This window comes from Streptomyces sp. NPDC048483, assembly GCF_040651455.1.
Taxonomy (GTDB): Bacteria; Actinomycetota; Actinomycetes; order Streptomycetales; family Streptomycetaceae; genus Streptomyces.
The window spans coordinates 26,990-50,838 of sequence record NZ_JBEZJZ010000045.1 but is presented as its reverse complement, the minus strand read 5'-3'; the positions used below and the strand labels follow the sequence as shown (position 1 = coordinate 50,838).

The 23,849-nt window shown below is 68.6% G+C and carries 22 protein-coding genes; 13 read left to right on the top strand and 9 right to left on the bottom strand.

Annotated features, from left to right (window positions below):
- The first annotated feature begins 88 nt into the window (after positions 1-88).
- The 4 genes from AB0D04_RS22625 (at position 89) to AB0D04_RS22610 (ending at position 5,895) form a co-directional block, all read left to right on the top strand.
- A complete protein-coding gene (locus AB0D04_RS22625; RefSeq protein ID WP_362706112.1) occupies positions 89-811 on the top strand; it encodes a WXG100 family type VII secretion target in 723 nt (240 codons plus the stop codon).
- Between the two features lie 197 nt (positions 812-1,008).
- Positions 1,009-4,626, top strand: coding sequence for a DUF6531 domain-containing protein (locus tag AB0D04_RS22620; RefSeq protein WP_362706109.1), 3,618 nt, complete (start codon positions 1,009-1,011; stop codon positions 4,624-4,626).
- Entirely contained in the window at positions 4,623-5,051 is a 429-nt protein-coding gene (locus tag AB0D04_RS22615; protein WP_362706107.1) for a hypothetical protein, read from the top strand. Before AB0D04_RS22620 ends, AB0D04_RS22615 begins: the two co-directional genes overlap by 4 nt.
- Positions 5,052-5,463: 412 nt before the next feature.
- Positions 5,464-5,895: a hypothetical protein gene (locus AB0D04_RS22610; RefSeq protein WP_362706104.1), complete on the top strand. Its 432-nt coding sequence runs from the start codon at positions 5,464-5,466 to the stop codon at positions 5,893-5,895.
- Positions 5,896-5,989: 94 nt separating this feature from the next.
- Here the strand turns inward: AB0D04_RS22610 and AB0D04_RS22605 are convergent, their stop codons facing one another.
- From AB0D04_RS22605 to AB0D04_RS22595, 3 genes are all read right to left on the bottom strand, one after another.
- Entirely contained in the window at positions 5,990-6,169 is a 180-nt protein-coding gene (locus tag AB0D04_RS22605) for a hypothetical protein (RefSeq protein WP_362706102.1), read from the bottom strand.
- 42 nt (positions 6,170-6,211) lie between these two features.
- Complete coding sequence (locus AB0D04_RS22600) at positions 6,212-8,626, bottom strand: HAD-IC family P-type ATPase (RefSeq protein ID WP_362706099.1); 2,415 nt, start codon at positions 8,624-8,626, stop codon at positions 6,212-6,214.
- 95 nt (positions 8,627-8,721) lie between these two features.
- Positions 8,722-8,997, bottom strand: coding sequence for a DUF2530 domain-containing protein (locus AB0D04_RS22595; protein ID WP_362706097.1), 276 nt, complete (start codon positions 8,995-8,997; stop codon positions 8,722-8,724).
- Between the two features lie 305 nt (positions 8,998-9,302).
- On the opposite strand from AB0D04_RS22595, the gene AB0D04_RS22590 reads away from it, so the two are divergent.
- Entirely contained in the window at positions 9,303-10,772 is a 1,470-nt protein-coding gene (locus AB0D04_RS22590) for an NCS2 family permease (RefSeq protein WP_362706095.1), read from the top strand.
- Between the two features lie 22 nt (positions 10,773-10,794).
- Here the strand turns inward: AB0D04_RS22590 and AB0D04_RS22585 are convergent, their stop codons facing one another.
- Positions 10,795-10,983: a ribbon-helix-helix protein, CopG family gene (locus AB0D04_RS22585; RefSeq protein ID WP_362706092.1), complete on the bottom strand. Its 189-nt coding sequence runs from the start codon at positions 10,981-10,983 to the stop codon at positions 10,795-10,797.
- Positions 10,984-11,133: 150 nt separating this feature from the next.
- Here AB0D04_RS22585 and AB0D04_RS22580 point away from each other — a divergent pair, with 150 nt between their 5' ends.
- The 3 genes from AB0D04_RS22580 (at position 11,134) to thpR (ending at position 14,244) form a co-directional block, all read left to right on the top strand.
- The gene (locus AB0D04_RS22580; protein WP_362706090.1) at positions 11,134-11,571 is read left to right on the top strand and encodes a MarR family transcriptional regulator; all 438 of its coding nucleotides are present in this window, start codon (positions 11,134-11,136) and stop codon (positions 11,569-11,571) included.
- Between the two features lie 28 nt (positions 11,572-11,599).
- On the top strand, positions 11,600-13,171 hold the full coding sequence (locus AB0D04_RS22575; RefSeq protein ID WP_362706088.1) for an MFS transporter: 1,572 nt from the start codon (positions 11,600-11,602) through the stop codon (positions 13,169-13,171).
- A 497-nt stretch (positions 13,172-13,668) separates the two neighbouring features.
- On the top strand, positions 13,669-14,244 hold the full coding sequence (gene thpR / locus AB0D04_RS22570; protein WP_362706086.1) for an RNA 2',3'-cyclic phosphodiesterase: 576 nt from the start codon (positions 13,669-13,671) through the stop codon (positions 14,242-14,244).
- Positions 14,245-14,484: 240 nt separating this feature from the next.
- On the opposite strand, the gene AB0D04_RS22565 is transcribed toward thpR, so the two are convergent.
- On the bottom strand, positions 14,485-15,480 hold the full coding sequence (locus tag AB0D04_RS22565) for an aldo/keto reductase (RefSeq protein WP_362706084.1): 996 nt from the start codon (positions 15,478-15,480) through the stop codon (positions 14,485-14,487).
- A 153-nt stretch (positions 15,481-15,633) separates the two neighbouring features.
- Here AB0D04_RS22565 and AB0D04_RS22560 point away from each other — a divergent pair, with 153 nt between their 5' ends.
- Positions 15,634-15,942 (top strand): hypothetical protein, encoded by a 309-nt coding sequence (locus AB0D04_RS22560; protein WP_362706081.1) that lies wholly within the window; start codon positions 15,634-15,636, stop codon positions 15,940-15,942.
- 619 nt (positions 15,943-16,561) lie between these two features.
- Here the strand turns inward: AB0D04_RS22560 and AB0D04_RS22555 are convergent.
- Positions 16,562-17,281, bottom strand: a complete 720-nt coding sequence (locus AB0D04_RS22555; protein ID WP_362706140.1) for a GDSL-type esterase/lipase family protein — start codon at positions 17,279-17,281, stop codon at positions 16,562-16,564.
- A gap of 109 nt (positions 17,282-17,390) precedes the next feature.
- Here AB0D04_RS22555 and AB0D04_RS22550 point away from each other — a divergent pair, with 109 nt between their 5' ends.
- Complete coding sequence (locus AB0D04_RS22550; protein WP_362706078.1) at positions 17,391-18,404, top strand: hypothetical protein; 1,014 nt, start codon at positions 17,391-17,393, stop codon at positions 18,402-18,404.
- A 42-nt stretch (positions 18,405-18,446) separates the two neighbouring features.
- On the opposite strand, the gene AB0D04_RS22545 is transcribed toward AB0D04_RS22550, so the two are convergent.
- Together AB0D04_RS22545 and AB0D04_RS22540 are read right to left on the bottom strand one after the other, a co-directional pair.
- Positions 18,447-18,875: a PPOX class F420-dependent oxidoreductase gene (locus AB0D04_RS22545; RefSeq protein WP_362706075.1), complete on the bottom strand. Its 429-nt coding sequence runs from the start codon at positions 18,873-18,875 to the stop codon at positions 18,447-18,449.
- Between the two features lie 31 nt (positions 18,876-18,906).
- A complete protein-coding gene (locus AB0D04_RS22540; RefSeq protein ID WP_362706072.1) occupies positions 18,907-19,722 on the bottom strand; it encodes a TetR/AcrR family transcriptional regulator C-terminal domain-containing protein in 816 nt (271 codons plus the stop codon).
- Between the two features lie 114 nt (positions 19,723-19,836).
- On the opposite strand from AB0D04_RS22540, the gene AB0D04_RS22535 reads away from it, so the two are divergent.
- The 3 genes from AB0D04_RS22535 to AB0D04_RS22525 all read left to right on the top strand — a co-directional run bounded on the left by AB0D04_RS22535 (position 19,837) and on the right by AB0D04_RS22525 (position 22,536).
- The gene (locus tag AB0D04_RS22535; RefSeq protein WP_362706137.1) at positions 19,837-20,859 is read left to right on the top strand and encodes an ATP-binding cassette domain-containing protein; all 1,023 of its coding nucleotides are present in this window, start codon (positions 19,837-19,839) and stop codon (positions 20,857-20,859) included.
- Positions 20,856-21,728, top strand: coding sequence for an ABC transporter permease (locus tag AB0D04_RS22530; protein WP_362706069.1), 873 nt, complete (start codon positions 20,856-20,858; stop codon positions 21,726-21,728). Before AB0D04_RS22535 ends, AB0D04_RS22530 begins: the two co-directional genes overlap by 4 nt.
- Positions 21,729-21,789: 61 nt before the next feature.
- Complete coding sequence (locus AB0D04_RS22525; RefSeq protein WP_362706066.1) at positions 21,790-22,536, top strand: DUF6333 family protein; 747 nt, start codon at positions 21,790-21,792, stop codon at positions 22,534-22,536.
- Between the two features lie 120 nt (positions 22,537-22,656).
- On the opposite strand, the gene serC is transcribed toward AB0D04_RS22525, so the two are convergent.
- Entirely contained in the window at positions 22,657-23,775 is a 1,119-nt protein-coding gene (serC, locus tag AB0D04_RS22520; protein ID WP_362706063.1) for a phosphoserine transaminase, read from the bottom strand.
- Positions 23,776-23,849: the final 74 nt, after the last annotated feature.

Below are 23,849 nucleotides of genomic sequence, written 5' to 3'. Positions count from 1 at the left end.
ATAATTAGGGCATACGTTTGCCCCTCCCTTGCTCTCCCTTTAACCGCGTCTGATGGGCTGGCGCAGCTAGCGCTGAGGGGGGATCAGTATGGCTATTGAGCTGCCTGAACAGGTAGTGACGTTCCTCCAGTTCATCGGGGTGAACTGGCCGAACGTCAACGAGGACAAGGTCCGGGAATTCGCCTCCCATGTCCGGGATTTCGCGCAGAAGGTGGATGACACCCACAAGGACTCCACCGCGACGATCAAGCAGCTGGAAGACGTGTATCAGGGCGCGTCGTACGAGGCGCTGCTGGCCAAGTGGGCGCAGATGTCCGACGGCCACATGACGGAGCTGGTCAACGCTTGTCACACGGTGGCGTCCGCGCTGGACATTGCGGCGGACACGATCGTGGCGATGAAGCTGGAGGCGATCGCCGAGCTGACCGTGCTGGCGATCACGTTCGTGGCCGACCAGGCCGCCGCGGTCGCCACTCTCGGTGCTGCGGAGGCGGCCATGGCGCTGATCGTGGCGGCGGCCGAGAAGCTCATGGACTTCCTGGTGCAGCAGCTGGAGCAGTACATCATCGCCCAGGTCATCGAGGCGGCGATCGACCCGCTGGTGGAGACGGTCAGCAAGGCCGTCAGCGGCATGGTCTTCCAGGCCGCCGAGTCCGCGCTCGGCGTCTCCGCCGGCGGTGGGGGGCAGGGCTTCTCCATCCATCCGGAGCAGCTGCACGCACGCGCTGAACGGCTGCGGGGGCATGCGGAGAAGGTGGCGTCGCACGCCTCCGAATTCGAAACGAAGGCTGCGGGGGTCAGCTTCGAATGAGCAATCCGATCGTCAAGGCGCTGGAGAACGGCGCGCAGAAGCTGGGCAAGGCCCTGGCCAAGGACGCCAGCAAGGCCGTCCAGGACGTGTATCACGGGGCGGGCGACCGCCTGAAGAAGGTCGCCCGCAACCACTCCGAGAACGACGCCAAACACGCCGCGGAACTCGACAAGCTCCTCAAGGGCCGCAAGGAGGACATGCCGCACGCGCCGCACGGCACGGGTGGCGGCGGTGGCCGACCGGCGGGTGGTGGCCGGTCCGGCGGGGCTCGCGCGGAGTCCGAGGCCGGGCACGACAACGACGGCACCCGCCAGCACGAGGGCATGTGCACCAATGGCACTGACCCGGTCGACCTGGCCACGGGCAGGGTGTTCCTGCCCCAGACCGATATCTCCCTGCCCGGTGCCTTGCCGCTGACGTTCACGCGTAAATACGAGTCCTCGACCCGTATCGGACGGCACATCGGACCGTCGTGGTCCTCCACGGTCGACCAACATCTGGAGATTGACGACGAGGGCATCGTCTTCGTCACCGAGACCGGCATGCTGCTGCGCTACCCCACTCCGGAGACAGGTGAGCGGGTATTGCCGCAGCACGGCCCGCGCTGGCCACTGATGCGCACCCTCCAGGGCGACTGGGCCGTCAACGAACCCGAGACCGGTCACACCCGCTACTTCAGCGACGCCCTGCATGCCCCGGGCATCGCCCTGCCCGACGAGATCACGGATCGCAACGGCCACCGCATCACCTTCGACTACGCCGACGAGACCGGCATCCCGTTCGCCATCCGCCACAGCTCCGGCTACGAACTCAAGCTGACCTGCGACGAAGATGGCCGCCTCACCGCCTTGCACTTGACCGGTGCTGCTGACGACGGCACGGACCAGCTCATCAGGTCATTCGAACACGACGACGACGGCGACCTCACCACCGTCACCAACTCCACGGGCGCCGTGACCCGGTTCGAGTACGATACCGACCACCGGATGACCGCCTGGGTCGATTCCAACGACTTCCGTTACGAGTACACCTACGATCACCGCCACCGCTGCACCACTCAGTCCGGCACTGAGGGGCACGTGGCGAACCGGTTCACTTACGGCGAGCCCGATGCGGAGACCGGTCACCGCATCAACACGCTCACCGACGGACAGGGTGGTGTCACCCGGTACGTCTTCAATGAGCGGCTCGAGGTCGTGGCGATCAGCGACCCGCTCGGCAACACCTCGCGCACCGCGTATGACATGCACGACAACCCCGTGCAGATCACCGACCCGCTGGGCGGTATCACGCACCTGACGCATGATGAGCACGGTCACCTTCTCCACGTCATCCGTCCGGACGGCTCCACCACCTCTGCCACCTACACCGACCTCGGCCTTCCGGCGGAGGTCACCAGTGCGGACGGCCAGACCGTCCGTCAGGAGTACGACGCCCAGGGCAACCGGACTGCTGTTACCGACCCAGCGGGCCACACCACCCGCTTCGTCTACGACGGGCAGGGGCACGTCACCTCGGTCACCGACCCGCTAGGAAACACCACTCGCATCGAGTGCGACCAAGCAGGGCTCCCTCTCGCCGTCACCGACCCTCTCGGTGCTGTCACGCGCTTCGGCCGTGACCGGTCCGGCCGCACCACCTCCGTCACCGACCCGCTCGGCCACATCACCCGCTACCAGTGGACCCCCGAGGGCCATCTCGCGACCCGTATCAACCCGGACGCCACTCAGGAAGCCTGGGTCTACGACGGTGAGGGCAACTGCACCTCGCACACCGACCCCATGGGTCGGATCACCACACTCGAGTACGGGCACTTCGACCGGTTGAAGGCGCGTACCGACCCGGACGGGGCGCGCTATCAGTTCGTGCACGACACCGAGCTGCAGCTGATGAAGGTCACCAATCCCCAGGGCCTTACCTGGCGATATGAGTACGACGCAGCGGGCCACCTGATCTCGGAGACGGACTTTGACGGCCGTACTCAGGCGTACACCCACGATGCGGCCGGCCGGCTGATCTCACGGACCACGGCACTCGGCCACACGATCCGCTTCACCTACGACGCATTGGGACGCACTGTCACCACGGACGTCGACGGTGAGGTGACCACCTACCGGTACGACGCTGCCGGGCGCACGACCCAGATCATCGCCCCGGACAGCGAACTCATCTACAGCCACGACGAGTTCGGACGGGTTGTCGCCGAGACGGTGAACGGCCGCACCACCACATTCAGACACGATGCCTTGGGCCGTCGAATATCCCGCACCACTCCCACCGGCGTGGTGAGTCAGTGGACCTACGATGCGGCAGGGCAATGTACGGGACTTGATGTCTCCGGCCGGACTATGGCCTTCACGCACGACGCGCTCGGCCAGGAAATCTCGCGGAACCTCGGCGACATCACGTTCGCCCACACCTACGACGCCTGCGGCCGCATCACCGGCCGGCAGGTCACCTCGGCCGCTGAATCCATCCAGCATCGCGCGTACGCCTACCGCGCTGACGGCAACCTCATCGGCATCGACGACCATCTCAACGGGCCCCGCCGCTTCGAACTCGACACCGCCGGTCGGGTCACCGCCGTCTCTGCCCACAACTGGGCCGAGACCTACGCCTACGACGCGGCCGGCAACCAGACCCACGCCACCTGGCCCGACCGCCACCCGGCTTCCGAGGCCCGGGGCGAGCGTACCTACACCGGCACCCGACTGAACCGCGCGGGGGATATCCGCTACGAATACGACGCAGCTGGCCGCACCACCCTGCGCCAGAAGACCCGCCTTTCCCGCAAGCCTGATACCTGGCGCTACACCTGGGATGCGTGCGACCGTCTGATCGGCTGTACCACCCCCGACGGCACCAGCTGGAGGTACACCTACGATCCCCTCGGCCGCCGCTCGTCGAAACAGCGTCTCGCCGACGACCAGCAAACCGTCGTGGAGCAGGTGGACTTCACCTGGGACGGGGCCGTCCTCTGTGAACAGACCACCACAGGCGGTATGACCCTCACCTGGGATCACCAAGGGTTCGTCCCACTGATCCAGCGGGAACGCAAACACCTCTCCGACACAGAGGTCGCCGAACGCTTTTTCGCGATTGTCACCGACCTTGTCGGTACGCCCACCGAGCTTCTCGATGAACAGGGCCACATAGTCGCCCGCACCCGAACCACGCTGTGGGGCTCCACGGCGTGGAGCGCTGACGCGACCGCCCACACTCCGCTCCGCTTCCCCGGGCAGTACTTCGACCCCGAAACCCAACTCCACCACAACTACTTCCGGACCTACGACCCCGAAACCGCCCGCTACCTCACTCCAGACCCCCTCGGGCTCGGACCTGCTCCCAACCCGGCGACATACGTCATCAACCCCCATACTTGGAGTGACCCGTTCGGACTTTCCCCGGAGGGCGAGCACGAGTGGGCCGATCCGGCAGATATTAATTTCTCTCAGCGTACGATTTCCAAGCACGACTACGCCGACCAAATGCGGTCGGGGGAATGGGACTGGGAACGCCCCGGGACGGCGCTCAACGTAATGGAAGTCGACGGTCAGCTCATCAGTCATGACAATCGGCGGCTTGATGCGGCGCGTGAAGCTGGGAAGCCTGTTACGATTAACAGGGTCAATCCCAATGATCCATATCCTCCATCGGGCAAGGGCCTCACGTGGGGTGAAGAGTTCCACCGCCGAAGGCATAGGGCCGCAAATAGGGATGAAAATGGTGTTCCGGTTCCTCCCCAGGGACTTCAGGAGAGGCCGGCAGATACGTATGAGTCGCCCAGAAAAAAGAAAAGGTGCAAGAAGAAATGAGCGCTATCGAACGTCTTTGGGCGGACTACAACATGCCCGACGGTGATGCGCTGCATTTCGCCGATGGGCGCTCATACGACATCGCCCTCGATTCTGATGCGCCAGCCGGCATGCGGATCGAGGAGGCTTTTGATCTCGAAGAGGATCTTGCGGAGGACCCGGATGCGGTAAGCGATGTCGATTGGCATACGGTGGTCCCGTTGGGGGATGGAGGATTTCTATGGGGGGGAGATGGGCCCCATGGATCGAATGGCTTCTGCGCGAGAGTGAATGCCGATCGCACTCTCGTCTGGGCGATCTTCCTCCACGTGTCAAACCCGCTCACAGAGATCTCCCTGTCGGGAAGCACCGCCGTATTTCGTTCCACTTCCGGGGTATCGATCACCGTGGATATCGATGATCCACTGCGTTCGGGAGCTGTTTAGCCTTCCTCAGCCTCAATGTTTTGTGACGGCTCGCCAGTTCATCTGGCGGGCCGTTTCGGCTGGGTTGGCCACCGATAGCACGGCCTATAAGGCTGCCGCTGTTGATGGGACTGGACCCGTCCGGAGGCAGTGCTCAACGTAATGGAAGTCGACGGTCAGCTCATCGGTCATGACAACCGGCGGCTTGATGCGGCACGTGAAGTTGGGGAGCCCGTTACGATTAACAGGGTCAATCCAATGACCCATACCCTGCATCGAGCAAGGGTTGTACGTGGAGTGAAGAGTTTACCGTCGAAGGAATAAGCCAGAAAACAGGGATGCAAGCGGGGTTCCGGTTCCTCCCCAGGGGCTTCAGGAGGGGTCGCCCGCCTACGTATGAGTCGCCGAGAAAAAGGAGAAGGTGCAGGAAGAAATGAGCGCGATTGAACGCCTCTGGGCGGACTACACCATGCCGGACCTGGACGCGCTGCATTTCGCTGATGGGCGCTCCTACGACGTCTTCCTCGATTCCGATGTGCCAGCCGGTATGCGGATCGAGGAGGCCTTCGATCTCGAAGAGGTGTTCGCGGAGGACCCGGACTGGGGGGTAAGCCGGGTCGATGGGCAGACCGTGGTCCCTTTGGAGGATGGCGGAGTTCTCTGGGGAGGCGATGGGCCTCATGGATCGAACGGCTTCTGCGCACGGCTGAATGCCGATCTCACCCTCGTCTGGGCGATCTTCCTTCAGGTGTCAAACCCTCTCAGGGAGATCTCCCTGTCGGGAAGCACCACCGTATTCCGTTCCACTTCCGGTGTGTCGATCACCGTGGATATCGACGACCCGCTCCGATCCGGAGCGGCGTAGCCCTGCCGTAAGCGTCGGCCGCGCCCAGCCGAAGGGCGCCGGTCCGCTCATGACGAGCCAGCCGGCGCCCAGGTTAAACGGGTGGTTTCTCAGGTCAGTTGGTGAACTTCTTCACGAAGCTCCAGAGGATGGCGATCACGCCGATGGCGAGGATCACCCACATCCACCATTCCATCGGGCCGCTGCTGCCGTCGCCGCTGCCGCCGTAGTGGCCGCCGCCGTGGTGGCCCCTGGCCAGGATTTCGTACTTCAGGTCCCCCGCGAGAGATGTCATGGGCATGGAGCGTAGGGGGAAGCGGGCGGAACTGCCAATTCTTCAGGCGGGGAACCTGCTTCCCACCCAGCGCCAGGTGATCTCCAGCAGTACGGCGGCGAGGGCGGCGATGGCCACGGCGGCCCAGGGCATGGTCGTGCCGACCAGGCGGAGGTCGAAGAAGCGTTGCAGCCAGGGGGTGGCCAGGACGATCACGAAGCCCAGACCCATCGTCAGGACCAGGGCGATCCGCCACCAGGTGTACGGGCGGGCGATGATCGTGAGGACCCAGATGGCGGCGAGGAAGAGAGTCAGGGTGGCGGCGCTGGTTTCGGCGGGGAGGGCGCCAGGGCCGGTGTAGTAGTGGCGGGCCAGGAGGTAGGTGGTGAAGGCGGCGGTGCCGGTGATGAGGCCGGAGGGGATGGCGTAGCGCATGACGCGGCGGACGAAGTGGGGGCGGGCGCGTTCCTTGTTGGGGGCCAGGGCCAGGAAGAAGGCCGGGACGCCGATGGTCAATGTCGACAACAGCGTCAGGTGGCGCGGTAGGTACGGGTACGGGATCTGCCAGCAGGCGACCAGGACGGCGAGGAGGACCGAGTAGACGGTCTTGGTGAGGAAGAGGGTGGCTACCCGGGTGATGTTGCCGATGACGCGGCGGCCCTCGGCGACGACCGAGGGGAGGGTGGCGAAGCTGTTGTTCAGGAGGACGATCTGGGCCACGGCGCGGGTCGCCTCGGAGCCCGCGCCCATGGAGACGCCGATGTCCGCGTCCTTGAGGGCGAGGACGTCGTTGACGCCGTCGCCGGTCATCGCGACGTTGTGGCCGCGGGACTGGAGGGCGGTGACCATGTCCCGTTTCTGCTGCGGGGTGACCCGGCCGAAGACCGTGCCGGCGTCGAGGGCGGTGGACATGGCGGCGGGCTCGGTGGGGAGGGTGCGGGCGTCCACGGGGGCGTCGGAACCGGGGAGGCCCAGGTGGGCGGCCACCGCGCCGACCGACACCGCGTTGTCGCCGGAGATGACCTTGGCGTGGACGCCCTGGTCGGCGAAGTAGCGCAGGGTGTCGGAGGCATCGGGGCGCAGGCGCTGTTCGAGGACGACGAGGGCGGCCGGGCGGACCTCGCGGGCGACCTCGGGGTCGTCCAGGGCCTGGTCGGTGCCGGCGAGGAGGAGGACGCGCAGGCCCTGGGCGTTGAGGTCGTCGATCTCGGCCAGGGTGTGGTCGCCCGGTGGCAGGAGGACGTCCGGGGCGCCCAGGAGCCAGGTGGTGTGGTCGCCGTCGGGGGCGGTGAGGGAGGCGCCGCTGTATTTGCGGGCGGAGGAGAAGGGGAGCGTTGACGTGCAGGTCCAGGGCCCGTCCGGGGACGCGGGGTAGGCGTTGATGATGGCCTGGAGCGAGGCGTTGGGGCGGGGGTCGCAGGCGCCCAGGGCGGCCAGTACGTGACGGATGTACGGCTCCTCGGCGCTGTTGCGCGGGCGGAGCTCGCGGACGTCCATGCCGCCCTCGGTCAGGGTGCCGGTCTTGTCGAGGCAGACCACATCGACCCTGGCCAGGCCCTCGATGGCGGGAAGCTCCTGGACCAGGCACTGCTTACGGCCGAGGCGGATGACGCCGATGGCGAAGGCCACGGACGTGAGGAGCACCAGGCCCTCGGGGATCATCGGGACGATGCCGGCGACCATGCGGCGGATCGCTTCGTCGCCCGGAAGCCCGAGGGTGAACAGGTGGCTGAGGATGAGGCCGAGGGCGGTGGGGACCATCATCCAGGTCACGTATTTGAGGATCTGGCTGATGCCGGTGCGCAGTTCGGAGTGGACGAGCGTGAACCGGCTGGCCTCCTCGGCGAGCTGGGCGGCGTAGGCCTCGCGGCCGACCTTGGTGGCGGTGAAGGCGCCGCTGCCCGCGACGACGAAGCTGCCGGACATCATCCGCTCGCCGGGCTTCTTGAGGAGCGGGTCGGCCTCGCCGGTCAGGAGGGACTCGTCGATCTCCAGGCCGTCGGTCTCCAGGACCTCGCCATCGACGATGACCTTGTCGCCGGGGCCGAGCTCGATGACGTCGGAGAGGACCACCTCGGAGGTGGCGATCTCGGCCGCCGTCCCGTCGCGGCGTACGGTCGGGCGGGCCTCGCCGATTACCGCCAGGTTGTCCAGGGTCCGCTTGGCGCGCAGCTCCTGGACGATGCCGATGCCCGTGTTGGCGACGATGACGAAGCCGAACAGGCCGTCCTGGATCGGGCCGACGACCAGGATGATCGCGAAGAGGACGCCGATGATCGCGTTGAAGCGGGTGAAGACATTGGCCCGGATGATGTCGACAGTGGAGCGGGAGGAGCGTACGGGGACGTCGTTGACCTCGCCCCGGGCCACCCGCTCGGCGACCTCGGCGGAGGTCAGGCCGGGGTGGGCCGCTTCGGGGACGGGCCGCCTGTCACCCGGTCCGGGGTCGTTGACCTCGGTCTGCGCCCGATGCGTCATGCCTCGACGGTACGGGGGGAACGGGTTCGGCACCCGCCGGCGACTCTTGGGCCCTGTCCGGTGGATCAGGGCCCGGTGGCTCAGGGCGGGAAGGCCTAGGCGGGATCGTTCGCCGCGGTCTGCTTGAGGGCGGCGTCCCGCTTGATGGCCGCGTCGCGCCTGCGGACGTACCAGATGCCGAGCAGGCCGAGGCCGCCGCCGGCCAGGCAGGTCCAGACCCACTTGGTCAGGTCGTGGTCGGCGAACCAGCTGTAGAAGGGGATCTGGGCCAGGAAGAGCGCGAACCAGATGACGGTGCCGCCGATGATCGTGCCGACGACGGGTCCTTCGAGGGGCGCCGGGGCCGCGCGCAGTTCGGACTTCTTCCACATGAGGGTCAGCTTACGGGGCCGTCGCCGGCGGCCTCCGTGCCTCCCCTCCCGGGTGGTGGGGGTGCGCCCGAGGCCGTACGCCGCACGGTTCTACGCGCGGAGATAGCGATCAACGGATTGTTTATTCATACTGAACCTTTCTGGATCTGGCGGGTTTGGATCGTTGATTCATCCAATCTGATCCGGTTGATTGTGTTTGTGCTCGTGTTTGTGTCTGTGTTCGTGTCCCTGGCCCTGTCCCCGTTCGTGTTCCGGGCTCGTGGGCCCCTGCGCCTGATCCAAGGCCCGTACGACTGAGGTCCCGCATGCCCCCCTCGGCCACCACGCCGGTCGACGCCCTTAAAGACCCGGCTCCGAAGCCGCCCAAGAACGGCTTCGACCGTTTCTTCAAGATTTCCGAGCGGGGGTCGACGGTGAGCCGCGAACTCCGCGGCGGCCTGGCGACATTCTTCGCGATGGCCTACATCATCGTGCTGAACCCGATCATCCTCGGCGCCGGAGTCGACAAGTTCGGCCACCACCTCGACAACGGCCAGCTGGTCACCGCCACCGCGCTGATGGCCGGGCTGACCACCGTGCTGATGGGCTTGATCGGCAACGTCCCGATCGCCATCGCCGCCGGCCTCGGCATCAATGCCGTCGTCTCGCTCCAGCTCGCCCCCAAGATGAGCTGGCCGGACGCGATGGGCATGGTCGTCCTCGCCGGTCTGGTGCTGATGATCCTGGTCGCCTCGGGGCTGCGGCAGCGGGTGATGGACGCGATCCCCAACGGGCTGCGCCGGGCCATCGCCATCGGCATCGGCATGTTCATTTCGCTGGTCGGCCTGGTCGACGCCGGCTTTGTGACCCGTAACCCGGACGCCGCACACACCACCGTGCCGATGAGCCTGGGCCAGGGCGGCCAGCTCCAGGGCTGGCCGGTGCTGGTGTTCGTGCTCGGCGTGGCGCTGATGTTCTTCCTGACCGTACGGAAGACCAAGGGCGCGATCCTCATCGGCATGGTGACGATGGCGGTGGTCGCGATCATCATCAACGCCCTCGTCGACATCCCGGACGCGGCATGGGGACTGGCCGTCCCCAACCTCCCGGACCAGGTCATCGGTGCGCCGGACTTCGGCCTGATCGGCCACATCAGCCTCTTCGGCGGCTTCAAGGAAGTCGGCGTGCTGACCGGCTGCCTGTTCGTCTTCACGGTGCTGCTGTCCGGCTTCTTCGACGCGATGGGCACCATCATCGGCGTCGGCGAGGAGGCCGGGCTGACCGACAAGGACGGCAATCTGCCGGGCATGGGCCGGATCCTGATGGTGGACGGCATCGCGGTCGCGGCCGGCGGCGCCGGTTCCGCCTCCGCCAACACCTGCTTCGTGGAGTCCACGGCCGGTGTGGGCGAGGGCGCGCGTACGGGCCTCGCCAACCTGATGACCGGCGGGCTCTTCCTGCTCGCGCTGATCTTCACTCCGCTGGCGACGGTCGTCCCGTCCCAGGCCGCGACGCCCGCACTGCTCGTCGTCGGCTTCCTGATCCTGGCCTCGAACGTCAAGGACATCGACTGGGGCGACTTCACCGTCGGCATCCCGGCGTTCCTGACGATGATCTCGATGCCGTTCACGTACAGCATCACCAACGGCATCGGCATCGGCGTGCTGTCGTACATCCTGCTGCGCACGGCGACCGGCCGGTTCAAGCAGATCCCGTGGCTGCTGGACGCGGTCGGACTCTGCTTCCTCGTCTACTTCCTGCTGCATCCCATCGAGCAGGCGCTGGGCGTGAAGTGACCCGCACGAACGGCCGTTACGGCTACAACGGCGGCGCCTCGTAGAAGCGCTCCGTCTCGTCGACCGACGTCTTGAAGCGTTCGTCGAAGTCATCGCGGATGAGCGTCCGGACCACGTAGTCCTGGACGCTCATTCCGCGTTTTGCGGCGTGCTGCCGAATGCGCTCCAGCAGCTCCCCGTCGACGCGCAGACTGAGCACTCTCGATCCCATAGGGACACGCTCCCGGTACGAGCCGGTCAGGCGGGCCGCTTTCGGCTGCGTCCTCACCCATATGGGTGAGTGAGGGGGATCTCCTGGGCGAGAGCGCGGGGAGCCGCTCGCGGCTTTACTTAGAAAAGGTAATGAGTTATGCTAACGACCATGCCGGAACTGTCCAGCGGCGCCGATGCTGCTGCCGTGAGCGAGCTGCGGGGCGCCGTCATGCGCCTGTCCCGTCGGCTCAAGAATCAGCGGGTCGACGAGTCGCTGAGCCCTACCGAGATGTCGGTGCTGGGCACCCTGGCCCGGTGCGGCCGCGCCACGCCGGGGGAGCTGGCCCGTAAGGAGCATGTGCAGCCGCCGTCGATGACGCGCATCGTGGCCATGCTGGAGGCCAAGGGACTGGTCCGGCTGGAGCCGCACCCCGACGACCGGCGCCAGAAGGTCGTCACACAGACGGAACAGGCCGAGGCGATGCTCGAAGAGAGCCGCCGCAAGCGCAATGCCTGGCTCGCCGAGCTGGCCTCCGGGCTGGACGACGACGAGTGGGCGAAGGTCCGGGCCGCGGCTCCCGTACTGGAGAAACTCGCACAGCTGTAAAAACCCAGGCCGAGGAGGCGAACCCACTTTGAGTACGGGATCCGGAGCACACTCCGCCCCCGCACCGAACTCCGACCACGACACGGTTTCCGACGACGCGACCGCGACCACCCCGGGCACCATCCCCGCCCCGGGTATCGCCGCAGGCCCCGCCGCCACACCGCGCACGGGCACGTTCAGTTCGCTCCGCATACGCAACTACCGACTCTTCGCCACCGGCCAGGTGGTGTCCAACACCGGCACCTGGATGCAGCGCATCGCCCAGGACTGGCTGGTCCTGAGCCTGACCGGCTCGTCCGCAGCGGTCGGCATCACCACGGCGCTGCAATTCCTTCCGATGCTGCTCTTCGGGCTGTACGGCGGCGTGATCGCCGACCGCTTCGCCAAGCGCAAGCTGCTGCTCGTCACCCAGTCCGCGATGGGGCTGACCGGCCTGGCCCTCGCCGTCCTCACCCTCAGCGGTCAGGTGCAGGTGTGGCACGTCTATCTGGTCGCCTTCGTACTCGGCCTGGCCACCGTCGTCGACAACCCCGCCCGGCAGGCGTTCGTCTCCGAGATGGTCGGCCAGGACGACCTCCGCAACGCCGTCAGCCTCAACTCCGCCAACTTCCAGTCCGCCCGGCTGATCGGCCCGGCGGTCGCGGGTGTGCTGATCACCGCCCTGGGCAGCGGCTGGGCGTTCCTCTTCAACGGCCTGTCCTTCGTGGCGCCGGTCATCGGCCTGCTGATGATGCGCACGTCCGAGCTGCACAAGGTCACCCCCGTCGCACGCGGCAAGGGCCAGCTCCGGGAGGGCCTGCGGTATGTCTCCGGGCGCCCCGAGCTGATCTGGCCCATCGTCCTGGTCGGCTTCATCGGCACCTTCGGCTTCAACTTCCCGATCTGGCTGACCGCCTTCGTCTACCACGTCTTCCATGCCGGCGCCGGTACGTATGCCCTGTTCAACGGCCTGCTGGCGGCCGGCTCCCTGATCGGCGCCCTGCTCGCGGCCCGGCGCGCCGGCTCCCGGCTGCGGCTGCTGGTCGGCGCGGCGATGGTCTTCGGCGTCCTGGAGATCGCGGCCGCGCTCGCCCCGTCCTTCTGGATCTTCGCGGTGCTGCTGGCCCCCATCGGCATGGCCGGCCTGACGATCAATGTCACCGCCAACTCCAGCGTCCAGATGGCCACCGATCCGCTGATGCGTGGCCGGGTGATGAGCCTGTTCATGATGGTCTTCATGGGCGGTACCCCACTCGGCGCCCCGCTGGTCGGCTGGGTCACCGACACCTTCGGCGCCCGGATCGGTTTCGTGGCCGGCGGCGTGATCTCCGCCGGCGCCGCGGCGGCCATCGGCCTGATCCTCGCCCGGGTGGGCGGCCTGCGGCTGAAGATCGATCTGCGGCGGGGACGGCAGCATGTCGCGTTTGTGGCGCGGGGGGTGCCGGGGGCTTCGGGTGCCGCGGGTACGGCCGGTGCCTCGGGTGCGTCGGCTGCTTCTGGTGTGCCCGCTGCGGGAGCCACGGCTGCCGTGGTGGCCGCACGGGCCGCCCGACCCGGCGGAGCCGGGGATTCCGGCGAGTCCGGGGATTCCCCCGAGCGGCGGGTCGCTGTGACGGCCTGACCGTTCGCTGCCCGTCCGCTGCGCTTTGCCTGGGCCGACGTGTCGGGGTTTCCCGCCGTTTCGCCTGCGGCGGGCTGTTGCCGCTTGCGCGGGGCTGTTCGGCTGCGGGACCGGGCCTCCGGACTCCGTCCTGCGGCCCGGCCCCGCACCCGACAAACCCACGCCCGCCGCAGGCGCTATGGCGGGGAACCAGCCATGGCGGGGCGGTCGACAAGGTGGGGCCTGGGTAAAGCGCAGCGGAGGGGCCGCAGGCGCTACGGCGGGGAACCAGCCATGGCGGGGCGGTCGACAACGTGGGGCCTGGGTAAAGCGCAGCGGAGGGGCCCGCTGTAGGCGCTATGGCGAGGATCCAGCCATGGCGGGGCGGCCGACAAGGTGGGGCCTGGGTAAAGCGCAGCGGAGGGGCCGCAGGCGCTACGGCGAGGAACCAATCACGGCGGGGCGGCCGACAACGTGGGGCACCGGCAAAGCGCAGCGGATGGGCGAGACTGGACCGTATGAGACTCTTTGCCGCCGTGCTGCCGTCGGGAACCGCCATCGCCGAACTGGCCGATGAGATGGCGCAGTTGAAGGCGCTGCCGGGGGCGGACCGGCTGCGGTGGACCGGGCAGGACGGGTGGCACTTCACGCTCGCGTTCTACGGGGAGGTGGCCGAGGACGTGCTGCCCGATCTGCAGGAGCGGCTGGCGCGCGCCGCGCGGCGGCAGGTGCCGTACGAGCTGCGGATCGCGGGCGGCGGGCGGTTCGACGACCGGGTCGTGTGGGCGGGGGCCGTGGGCGAGCTGGCCGTGATGCGGAAGCTGGCGGACTCGGCGGATGCCGGGGGGCGGCGGGCAGGAGTGACGATGGCGGCGCACCACACCTACCGCCCGTACCACCCGCATCTCACGCTCGCCCGGAACCGTACCGAGCACCTCCGCCTGGCCCCCTTCGCCGCCGGGATGGAGGGCTTCGAGGGCACTCCGTGGACCGTCCGGGAGCTGGCGCTGATGCGCAGCCATCCGCCGGTGCCGGGCGTCGCGGGCAGCCAGCCGCACTACGAGAAGCTGGTGTCCTGGCCGCTGGGGCGCTGACCGGGCACGGGCCGCCGAGGTGCCCGGATCCGGGCCGGTTACGCTCATTGGGTGGATCCCAAAACGCGTAACCGGATCATGTCCGGTCTTTTTGCCGTGCTGCTGGTCGTGGTGATCGTGGCGGCTGCCCTGCGCTGACGACCGCCCTGAGGCCCCCGGCGGCCGTACGGCACACCGCCCGGCGGCCGACCAGGGCCGGCCACCGGGCGCGCACCGCTCACCGGGTGGCGCCCACCCGACTCACCAGGCGAAGGCCTCCGGCGACGGGCCGGGCCCCGGGAAGATCTCGTCGAGGGAGGCCAGCAGCTCCTCCGGCAGCGTCAGCTCGACGGCGCGCAGCGCGGACGCGAGCTGTTCGGTGGTGCGCGGGCCGACGATCGGGCCGGTCACCGCGGGCCGGGTGAGCAGCCAGGCCAGCGCGACCTCGCCGGGCTGCAGGCCGTGCTTGTCGGCCAGGTCCTCGTACGCCTGGATCTGCGCGCGGATCGTGGAGTTGGCCAGCGCGTCGGCGGAGCGCCCGGAGTGCGTACGCGACGCGCCGCCCTCCCGTTCCTTGCGGAGGGCGCCGCCGAGCAGCCCGCCGTGCAGCGGCGACCAGGGGATGACCCCGAGGCCGTACCCCTCAGCGGCCGGGATGACCTCCATCTCGGCGCGACGCTCGGCCAGGTTGTACAGGCACTGCTCGCTGACCAGGCCCAGCGAACCGCGGCGGGCGGCCGTCTCGTTGGCGCGGGCGAGGTCCCAGCCGGCGTGGTTGGACGACCCGACGTAGAGGATCTTGCCCTGCTGGACGAGGACGTCCATGGCCTGCCAGATCTCGTCCCAGGGCGTGTTCCGGTCGACGTGGTGGAACTGGTAGAGGTCGAGGTAATCGGTGCCCAGCCGCTGGAGGCTGGCGTCGACCGCGCGCCGGATGTTGAGCGCGGAGAGCTTGTGGTGGTTGGGCCAGACCGGATCGCCGTCGGTGCCCATGTTGCCGTAGACCTTGGTGGCCAGCACGGTCTTGTCGCGCCGGCCGCCCTTGGCGAACCAGGAGCCGACGATTTCTTCCGTACGGCCCTTCTCGGCGCCCCAGCCGTAGACATTGGCGGTGTCGAAGAAGTTGACGCCCGCTTCGAGCGCGGCATCCATGATCGTGTGGCTGTCGGCCTCGTCCGTCTGGGGGCCGAAGTTCATGGTGCCGAGGACCAGTCGGCTGACCTGGAGTCCGGTGCGTCCGAGCTGTGTGTACTTCATGGTTGCCCAGCCAACGCCTTCGAGTGCGCTCGAATCAAGCGTCCTCCGCCGCGCGGCGGAGGGGGTTCGTGCTTCGGGAGGATTCCGGGGTGCCCGGGCCGCGGGAAGGCGCTGATGTCGCACCACCACGGGAAGCGGGACGGGGGGCCTTCCATGGCCAAGGAACAGTACCGAGTCGATCTGGACGCTTTGGACCAGGTCGTGCGGGAACTCAACGAAATTCTGCGCGATATGGGCGGTCCGAAACACAGGGCGGAGAACAACACCTATCTGGCTCCGGGAGCGCTGGGAGTGAATTTTTCCGAGCAGCAGGAGTTGTACGACGCGCACGGCACGATGGTCGCCCATCTCCAGCACGATGCCATCGGCCCGCTGGAGAAGCTGATCGATGACTTCGGGCAGAAGACCAAGCAAGTCAAAGAGGCGTACGACGACGCCGAGGCCGAAAATTCCGTGACGTAGCGACGGGCGCGGTACGGGAACAGGGGCAGGTAAAAGAGCGGGACGGGGATGGGAATGTCGGGTTCGGAGAAAGAGCCTCAGGCCCTGGGACACGGAGTTCAACAGGAAGTCGGGGCTGGATCTCTACTGGATGGTCTACGAGGCCGATGTGGACAACGTCTATGACGTCGCGCAGAACTGGCTGGACGTCCACAACGACCTGGTGGGCGAGGAAGGATACGACGAGGCCGGTGTCCGGGGGAGACTGGCCAAGGCCGTGAAGAAGATACGGGAGACCTGGCACGGCAAGTCCGCCGAGAAGTTCTCCGAACAGGCCCAGAAGATCGTTGAGGATACCGAGCGCGGCGCGACGTACGCGAAGAAGGCCTCGGGGACCATGAAGGAGGCCGCCGAGGCGCTAGAGACCGCCAAGGGGGCAATGGCGAAGGTTGACTGGGACGAGCCGGCGTGGGGGTCGCCGTATATCGAATACGAGCAGGCGATTCAGGACGGCAATTTCGAGGATCCCGGTCTCGCGCTTCAGTCCCAACTCATAGGCCACGATCGCTATAGACGGCTTGGCGATGCCGCGCGGCCTGGCTGGCCGGGGCCGGTCCGATGCGTCAGGGCCGGAAAGGTCCTAAGGCCGTCCCGGATCAGCCGTCCCGGGGACCGTACGCGTACCGTCCCCGTACGCGTACCGTCCCCCGACCCCCCACCCCTGGTGCATCGCATCGGCGAAGGCCGCCGCCAGCAGGTGCTCGCCCAGGGCAGAGGGATGCGTCCCGTCGAACGTGGCGCTCTCGATCTCCCACCCGGCCGGCTCGGAGGCCAGCAGCAACGGCGAGCCGGGGGTGGAGAGATCGGCAACCGCCTTGCCCAGCAGTTCGTTGAAGCGCTCGCGCGCCGCCCCGAACGCGGCGTCGTCGGCGGCCCGCACATTGCGTATGACGGGCATCAGCACCGCCCGTACCCGCGGCGCCGCCTCCCGTGCCGCCGTCACGAAGCGCCGCACATTCTCCGCGGTCTGCTCGGCATTCGTATAGAACCCGAGGTCTATCAGCCCGAGCGAAACCAGCAGGGTGTCGGCCTCGTGCCGCCGGACCGCGTCCCCGATCAGCGGCGCCATGTGCAGCCAGCCCTCGCCCCAGCCGGCGAGATGCCCCCGCGCCTCCTCGGGGAAGTCCGGGTCCCCGTAGGCGTACGAGGTGGGCGCGTCCTGGAGGGTGTCATGCAGCGCGCGGCGCGGTCCGACGATGCGGTACGGGCCGTCGTATGTCGCCTTCAGGTGCTGCCACATGCGATAGCGCCAGGTGAAATCGCCGGCGGTGCCGATGGTCATCGAATCACCGACGCACATGATCCTCATCCGGTCATGATGGCCGAGAATCGCCGAGAAACCCTACTGTCGAGTACGTGACGCCGGACACCCCCTCCACCGCGCCGCCCCGGGATGACACTCTGTCCCCATGCGTTCGCTTCTGTGCGCGGCCGGTGCCGCGGGGATCCTCTGCGCGGCGGCCGTAGGGCCGGCCGCGGCTGCCGATGAGCCCGACGGCTTCACGATCGGCGACTCGCGGATCACCGAGTCCAGCGGGCTGGCCGCCAGCCGCGCGCACCCCGGCATCTACTGGACCCACAACGACAGCGACGACGGCCCCTACCTCTACGCCGTCGACAGCAGGTCCGGCCGTACGGTCGCCCGGCTCACGCTGCGCGGCATCGGCGCGCCGCGGGACGTGGAGGCCATCTCCGTCGGCCCCGACGGGAACATCTACGTCGGCGACATCGGCGACAACCTGGGCGGCACCTGGGACCACGTCTGGATCTACCGCCTCCCCGAGCCCAAGCGGCTGCGCGATGCGACCGTCACCGCCACCCAGTTCACCGTGAAGTATGCGGACGGGCCGCGCGACGCCGAGGCGCTGATGGTGCACCCCAAGACAGGCCGGGTCTATCTCGCCAGCAAGAAGCAGGACGGCGGCGGCGCGCTCTACGAGGGCCCGCGGCGGCTGACGGCCACCGGCACCAACACCTTCCGCAAGGTCGCGCCGATCGATCTGTGGGTGACCGACGGGGCGTTCTCGCCGGACGGTACGCGGCTGGTCATGCGCAGCTATTTCGGCGCCCGGATCTACCGCTGGCAGAACGGCCGGCCGAAGGACGACATCGGCAGCGTGGGCGTGCCGATCCAGCAGCAGGGGGAGTCGGTGACCTTCACCCGCGACGGCCGGACGCTGATGTACGGGTCGGAGGGCAGCGACAGCGAGGTCAAGCCGGTCGGGCTGAGCGGGAAGCAGCTGCCGGAGTCGGCGAAGGGCGACCGTCCGGCGGAGAGCGGGGCGGACAGCAACGGGCAGTCAGGGGAAGGGAGTTCGGGGACCTCCGGGGCGGCCGAGCCCGGTTTCGTGAAGGGGGCCCTGGTGCTCGGGCTGGCCACGGTCGTGGTGATCGGGGTGCGGCGGATGCTGCGCAGGAAGTAGCCGGCGCAGGCGGTAGGTGATCAGGGCGGCGGCGTCACGGCGTCACGGCGTCCCGCCGGGCCCCTGGCCCTCACCCTCCGTCAGCCGCAGCTCGTAATGCAGCGTCTTCTCCTTCTTGAGGCGGTGCGCCAGCGGCATCAGCAGCCCGTGGATCAGCGGGTACTTACGGGTCAGGGAACGCTCGGCGCGCCGGTACTCGCGGGTCTGCGGGTCGAGCAGCCGCACCCGCGCCCTGTGCGCGGGGCCGGTCGGACGGCCGCGCCAGGTGGCGGCGCAGATCTCCACGTCCGGAAAGTTCCGCATCCGCTTGGTCTTCCAGGCGCTGCTGTAGGTGCGGATATAGGCGTGGTCGCCGTCGACGGCGATATTGACCGGTGTGCCGACGCCGGTGCCGTCCCGCTTGTACGTGGTGAGCAGGATCGCCCCCTGACGTTCGAACTCGGCGAGACCGGGGCTCGGAGGAGTCGTCATGCCTCCATACAGGCACATCCGGCCCGTTTCGTCACTCCGTGATGCCTTCGTCCGCCGTGATGCGTCCGTTCGGGTGTCCCTTCGCGGGTCCGTTCGGACGGGAACGGGCGGCGATGACCGCCGCGAAGCCGTCCAGCAGTGCGGACAGCCCCAGTTCGAAGACGGGGTTGTCGCCGCCGGAGAACGCGTCCTCGTCGAGTCCGGCCAGGGTCGGATAGCGCCCGCTGCGCATCGCCTGGGACAGGATCGGCTCCTGCACCCGCCAGAATTCCTCGGCGCTGATGCCGGTGCGCTGCTCGGCGTGGGCGGAGTTGAGCTGGGTACGGGCGGTGCCGCCGACGAAGCCGTCGAGGGCGACCATGACATGCACCTTTTCGCGGTCGGCCAGTCCCGTGCCGGCCAGGGCGCGCAGCGCGTACTCGAATACGTCCAGGGCGTTGGGCCCGAGCAGCGGATGCGACTGGTCGACCTGAAGCAGCCAGGGGTGCCGGTGGTGCAGTCGCCAGTTGGTGCGGGCGACGGCGTCGAGGACGGGGCGCCAGCCGGCGGCGGGGTCGGGGTGCGCCTCGGCGTCGAACTCCACGACCTTGTCGAGCATCAGGTCCAGGAGTTCGGCCTTGCCCGGTACATAGCGGTAGAGCGACATGGTGCCCCCGCCGAGCTCGGCGGCAACCCGGCGCATGGAGAGCGCGCCGAGCCCCTCCGCGTCGGCGACCGCCACCGCGGCGGTGACGATCCGGTCGAGGGTCAGGCCCGGCTTGGGGCCGCGGCTGGGCCGCTCGCCGGTACCCCAGAGAAGCTCCAGGCTGCGCGAGAGGTCGCCGCCGCCGCTGTGTTCTGTCGTCATCGTGCCGTCATCCTATGCGGCCCGCGCAAAAACTGGGTACGACGTACGCGTAATCGAGTACGGTGTACCCAGTTTTGCTGGACCGAGAGGCGATGAGGCATGAGAGGCGACGTGATGACGAGGGCGGGCGGCGCGCCACGCGCGCGGGCGGAATCGGCCGACGCGGTCTTGGCGGAGGGGGTGAGCAAGCAATACGGGCGCAAGCGGGCACTGGACGGGCTCGATCTCGCCGTGCGCCGCGGCACCGTGCACGGCCTGCTCGGGCCGAACGGGGCGGGCAAGACCACGGCCGTCCGCATCCTGGCCACCCTGCTGCGGCCGGACGGCGGCCGGGCGACGGTGGCCGGGTGCGACGTGGCCCGCGAACCCTTCCGGGTGCGGCGGCGCATCGGTCTGGCGGGCCAGTACGCCGCCGTGGACGAGATTCTGACCGGCCGTCAGAATCTGGAGATGTTCGGCCGCCTCTTCCATCTCGGCGCGCACCGGGCACGCGCCCGCGCGAGCGAACTCCTGGAGCAGTTCGCGCTGACCGAGGCCGCGGGGGCGCAGGTCAAGGCCTACAGCGGCGGTATGCGGCGCCGGCTCGACCTCGCCGCCAGCCTGATCCTCGCCCCCGACGTCCTCTTCCTCGACGAACCCACCACCGGCCTCGATCCGCGCAGCCGCAACGAGGTCTGGGAGGCGGTCCGCTCCCTCGTCGCCCACGGCACCACCGTGCTGCTGACCACCCAATACCTCGACGAGGCCGACCGGCTGGCCGACCGGATCGCCGTCATCGACCAGGGCCGGACGATCGCCGACGACACCCCCGCCGAGCTCAAGCGGCAGGCCGGCGGGGCCGGCGTCCAGCTGGTGCTGCGCACGGCCGCCGACCTGCCGCGGGCCGAACGCGTCCTGGCGCGGGTCGCCGCGCCGGGCGCCCGGCCGACGACGGACGTGGCGGAGCTGCGGGTCGCGGTGCCGGTGGCCAACGGCGTCGCGGCGCTGACCGAGGTCGCCCGCACGGTGCAGGACGAGGGTCTCGCCGTCGAGGACATCGCCCTGCGCCGCCCCACGCTGGACGAGGTCTTCCTCCGGCTGACCGGACACCGTACGCCCGGGAACGCGAAGACAAAGGAGGAGGTGGCGGCCCGATGAGCGCCGGAACGGTGCTGCACATCCCGCACGGAGAGGGAGGGCCGCACGCCCCGGCCCCGGACGGCGCCGGGCCGTTCGGCCGCCGCCTCTACTGGGCGTTCGCCGACTGCTGGACCGTCGTCCGCCGCGACCTCACCCACCTCCTCAAACAACCCGTCAACATCGCCTGGCAGCTGGGCTTCCCGATCGTCTCCGTCCTTCTCTTCGTGTACGTCCTGGGCAGCGCGATGGTCGTCGGCGACGGCGTCGACTACACGACGTACGCAATGCCCGGGATCTTCGCGATGACGATCTCCTTCGGCTTTATGAACACCGCCATGGTCGTCGTCATCGACCGGGGCCGCGGGGTGACCGACCGGTTCCGGTCCATGCCGATGGCGCCGTCGGCCGTGGTGAGCGGGCGTGGCGTCGCCGACGTCCTCAACGCCGCCCTCGACCTGGCGGTCCTGGCCGCCATCGCCGTGGTCGTCGGCTGGCGCTCCGGCGGCAGCCCCGCCGCCACCCTCGCCGCCTTCGGCCTGCTCCTCCTGCTGCGCTTCGCCCTCACCTGGATCGGCGTCTTCCTCGGCCTCCTGGTCCCCAACCAGGAGATGGCGGGCGGCCTCTACGCCCTCGCCTACCCCTTCGCCATGATCTCCAGCGTCTTCACCCCACCGTCGAAGATGCCGGACTGGCTGGGCGCCGTTGCCCGGTGGAACCCGGTCTCGTCCACCGCCAACGCCATCCGCGCACTGTTCGGTAACCCGGTCGCCTCGGGCGGGAGCTGGGTGGAGTCGCATGCGGTGCTGATGGCGGTGGTGTGGCCGGTGGTCCTCACGGCGGTGTTTCTGCCGCTGGCGGTGCGGAGGTTCCAGCGGCTGAGCCGGTGAGGGGCCGGCTGAGCCGGACATCCCAACTGTGTTGTCGGTGCCAGGAGTTAACGTGCCATGCATGACGAGCGCACACGACCATGACGCCCCGACCGGGACCGACCCTGATGAGGAGCTGCAAGCCTGGGGCACGGTCGAGCTGACCTTGCTCTTCCCGCCGTTCCCCGCTCCGGGTGAGGCCGGCGGTCCGGTCCTTGCGCTGCACGACCCGGTGCGTGCCCGGCAGGTCGTCGAGGCGCTGGGAACGGTCGAGGAGATCGTGGCGCGGCTGCCGGACCGCAGCTGGGAGGACCTGCCGGAGCCGGAGACACGGGCCGACCTCGATCTCGTCGCGGTCGGGTGCTGGGGCCGTCTCGTGCGGATCGTCGATCCGGCGCTGGGCAGCAGCTTCACCGTACTCGCGATGGACGAGGAGATCGCGCGGCAGCGCAAACGGCACCCAGAGGCTCGGATCGTCGCGTCGATCTGCCTTGAACTCGGGGTCGGCCACGAGGAGGACACGGTGCAACTGCCCGGCGGCGGGCGGGTCAGTGCCGTGCGGTGGGACTCCAGCGACCCCGATGCGTGGCGGGTCCACGGCGACCCGGCGGAGATGCTGCGTGTCCTGGGCGTCGACCGCGCGGTGGCGGTGGACGCGGGCTTCGACCTCGACGCGGAGCCCAGGGAACGCCTTTGGCGGCAGCTCGGAAGTCTCGCCCTCGGGGGGTTCTCCAGCGATGACGCCGATGGCCGTCAGGTTTCCGTCTTCCGCGTCCGCCGCACGGAGCAGACCGAAGGCGATCTGGAGGAGGTGTGGATGGGGGAGTGAGGGGTGTGAAGGGGGAGTGGGGGGGGTGTGGATCGGGGGAGCGCCGAATCGCCGGGGAAAAGGCGTAGGCCCCGGCGGTGTTGCCCGCCGGGGCCCAGGAATACGCGGAAGGCGTGACCGTTACAGCTTCTCGATGACGTAGTCGATGCAGGCCGTCAGTGCCTCGACGTCCGCCGGGTCGATGGCCGGGAACATCGCGACGCGCAGCTGGTTGCGGCCGAGCTTGCGGTACGGCTCGGTGTCGACGATGCCGTTGGCGCGCAGGGCCTTGGCGATGGCGGACGCGTCGATGTCGTCGTTGAAGTCGATCGTGCCGATGACCGCCGAGCGCTTGGCGGGGTCGGTGACGAACGGGGTGGCGTACTTGGCGTCCTCGGCCCAGCCGTAGAGGGTGCGCGCGGAGGTCGCGGTGCGGCGGACCGCCCAGTCCAGGCCGCCCTGGCCGTTGAGCCACTCCAGCTGCTCATTGAGCAGGAAGAGGGTGGACAGGGAGGGGGTGTTGTACGTCTGGTTCTTGAGGGAGTTGTCGATCGCCGTGGGGAGCGAGAAGAACTCCGGGATGTGGCGGCCGGACGCGTGGATCGCGCGGGCGCGCTCCAGGGCGGCCGGGGAGAACGCCGCCAGCCACAGGCCGCCGTCGGAGGCGAAGGACTTCTGCGGGGCGAAGTAGTAGACATCGGTCTCGGCGATGTCCACGGGCAGGCCGCCGGCGCCGGAGGTGGCGTCGACCAGGACGAGGGAGCCGGAGTCGGCGCCCGCGACGCGCTGGATGGGGGCGGCGACACCGGTCGAGGTCTCGTTGTGGGTGAACGCGTAGACGTCCACGCCCGCCTCGGCCGCGGGCTCCGGGTGCGTACCGGGCTCGGACGCGATGACGGTGGGCTCCGCCAGCCACGGCGCCAGCTTGGCGGCCTTGGCGAACTTGGAGGAGAACTCGCCGAAGGAGAGGTGCTGGGACTTGTTCTCGATCAGGCCGTGCGTCGCGATGTCCCAGAACGCGGTGGAACCGCCGTTGCCGAGGACGACCTCGTAGCCCTCGGGGAGCTGGAAGAGGTCGCGTACGCCGTCGCGCACCTTGCCGACCAGGTTCTTGACCGGGGCCTGGCGGTGGGACGTACCGAGAAGAGAGGAACCGGTGGCGGCCAGGGCGCCGAGCGCCTCCGTACGCACCTTGGAGGGGCCCGCGCCGAAGCGTCCGTCGGCGGGCTTGATGTCAGCGGGAATCTGGATATCAGCCACGGACGCAGCCTAATCCGTCACGGTGCGGCGTCCTGCGGCGCGTCCACCGGATGAGATGACGGCGAGTCGTGTGG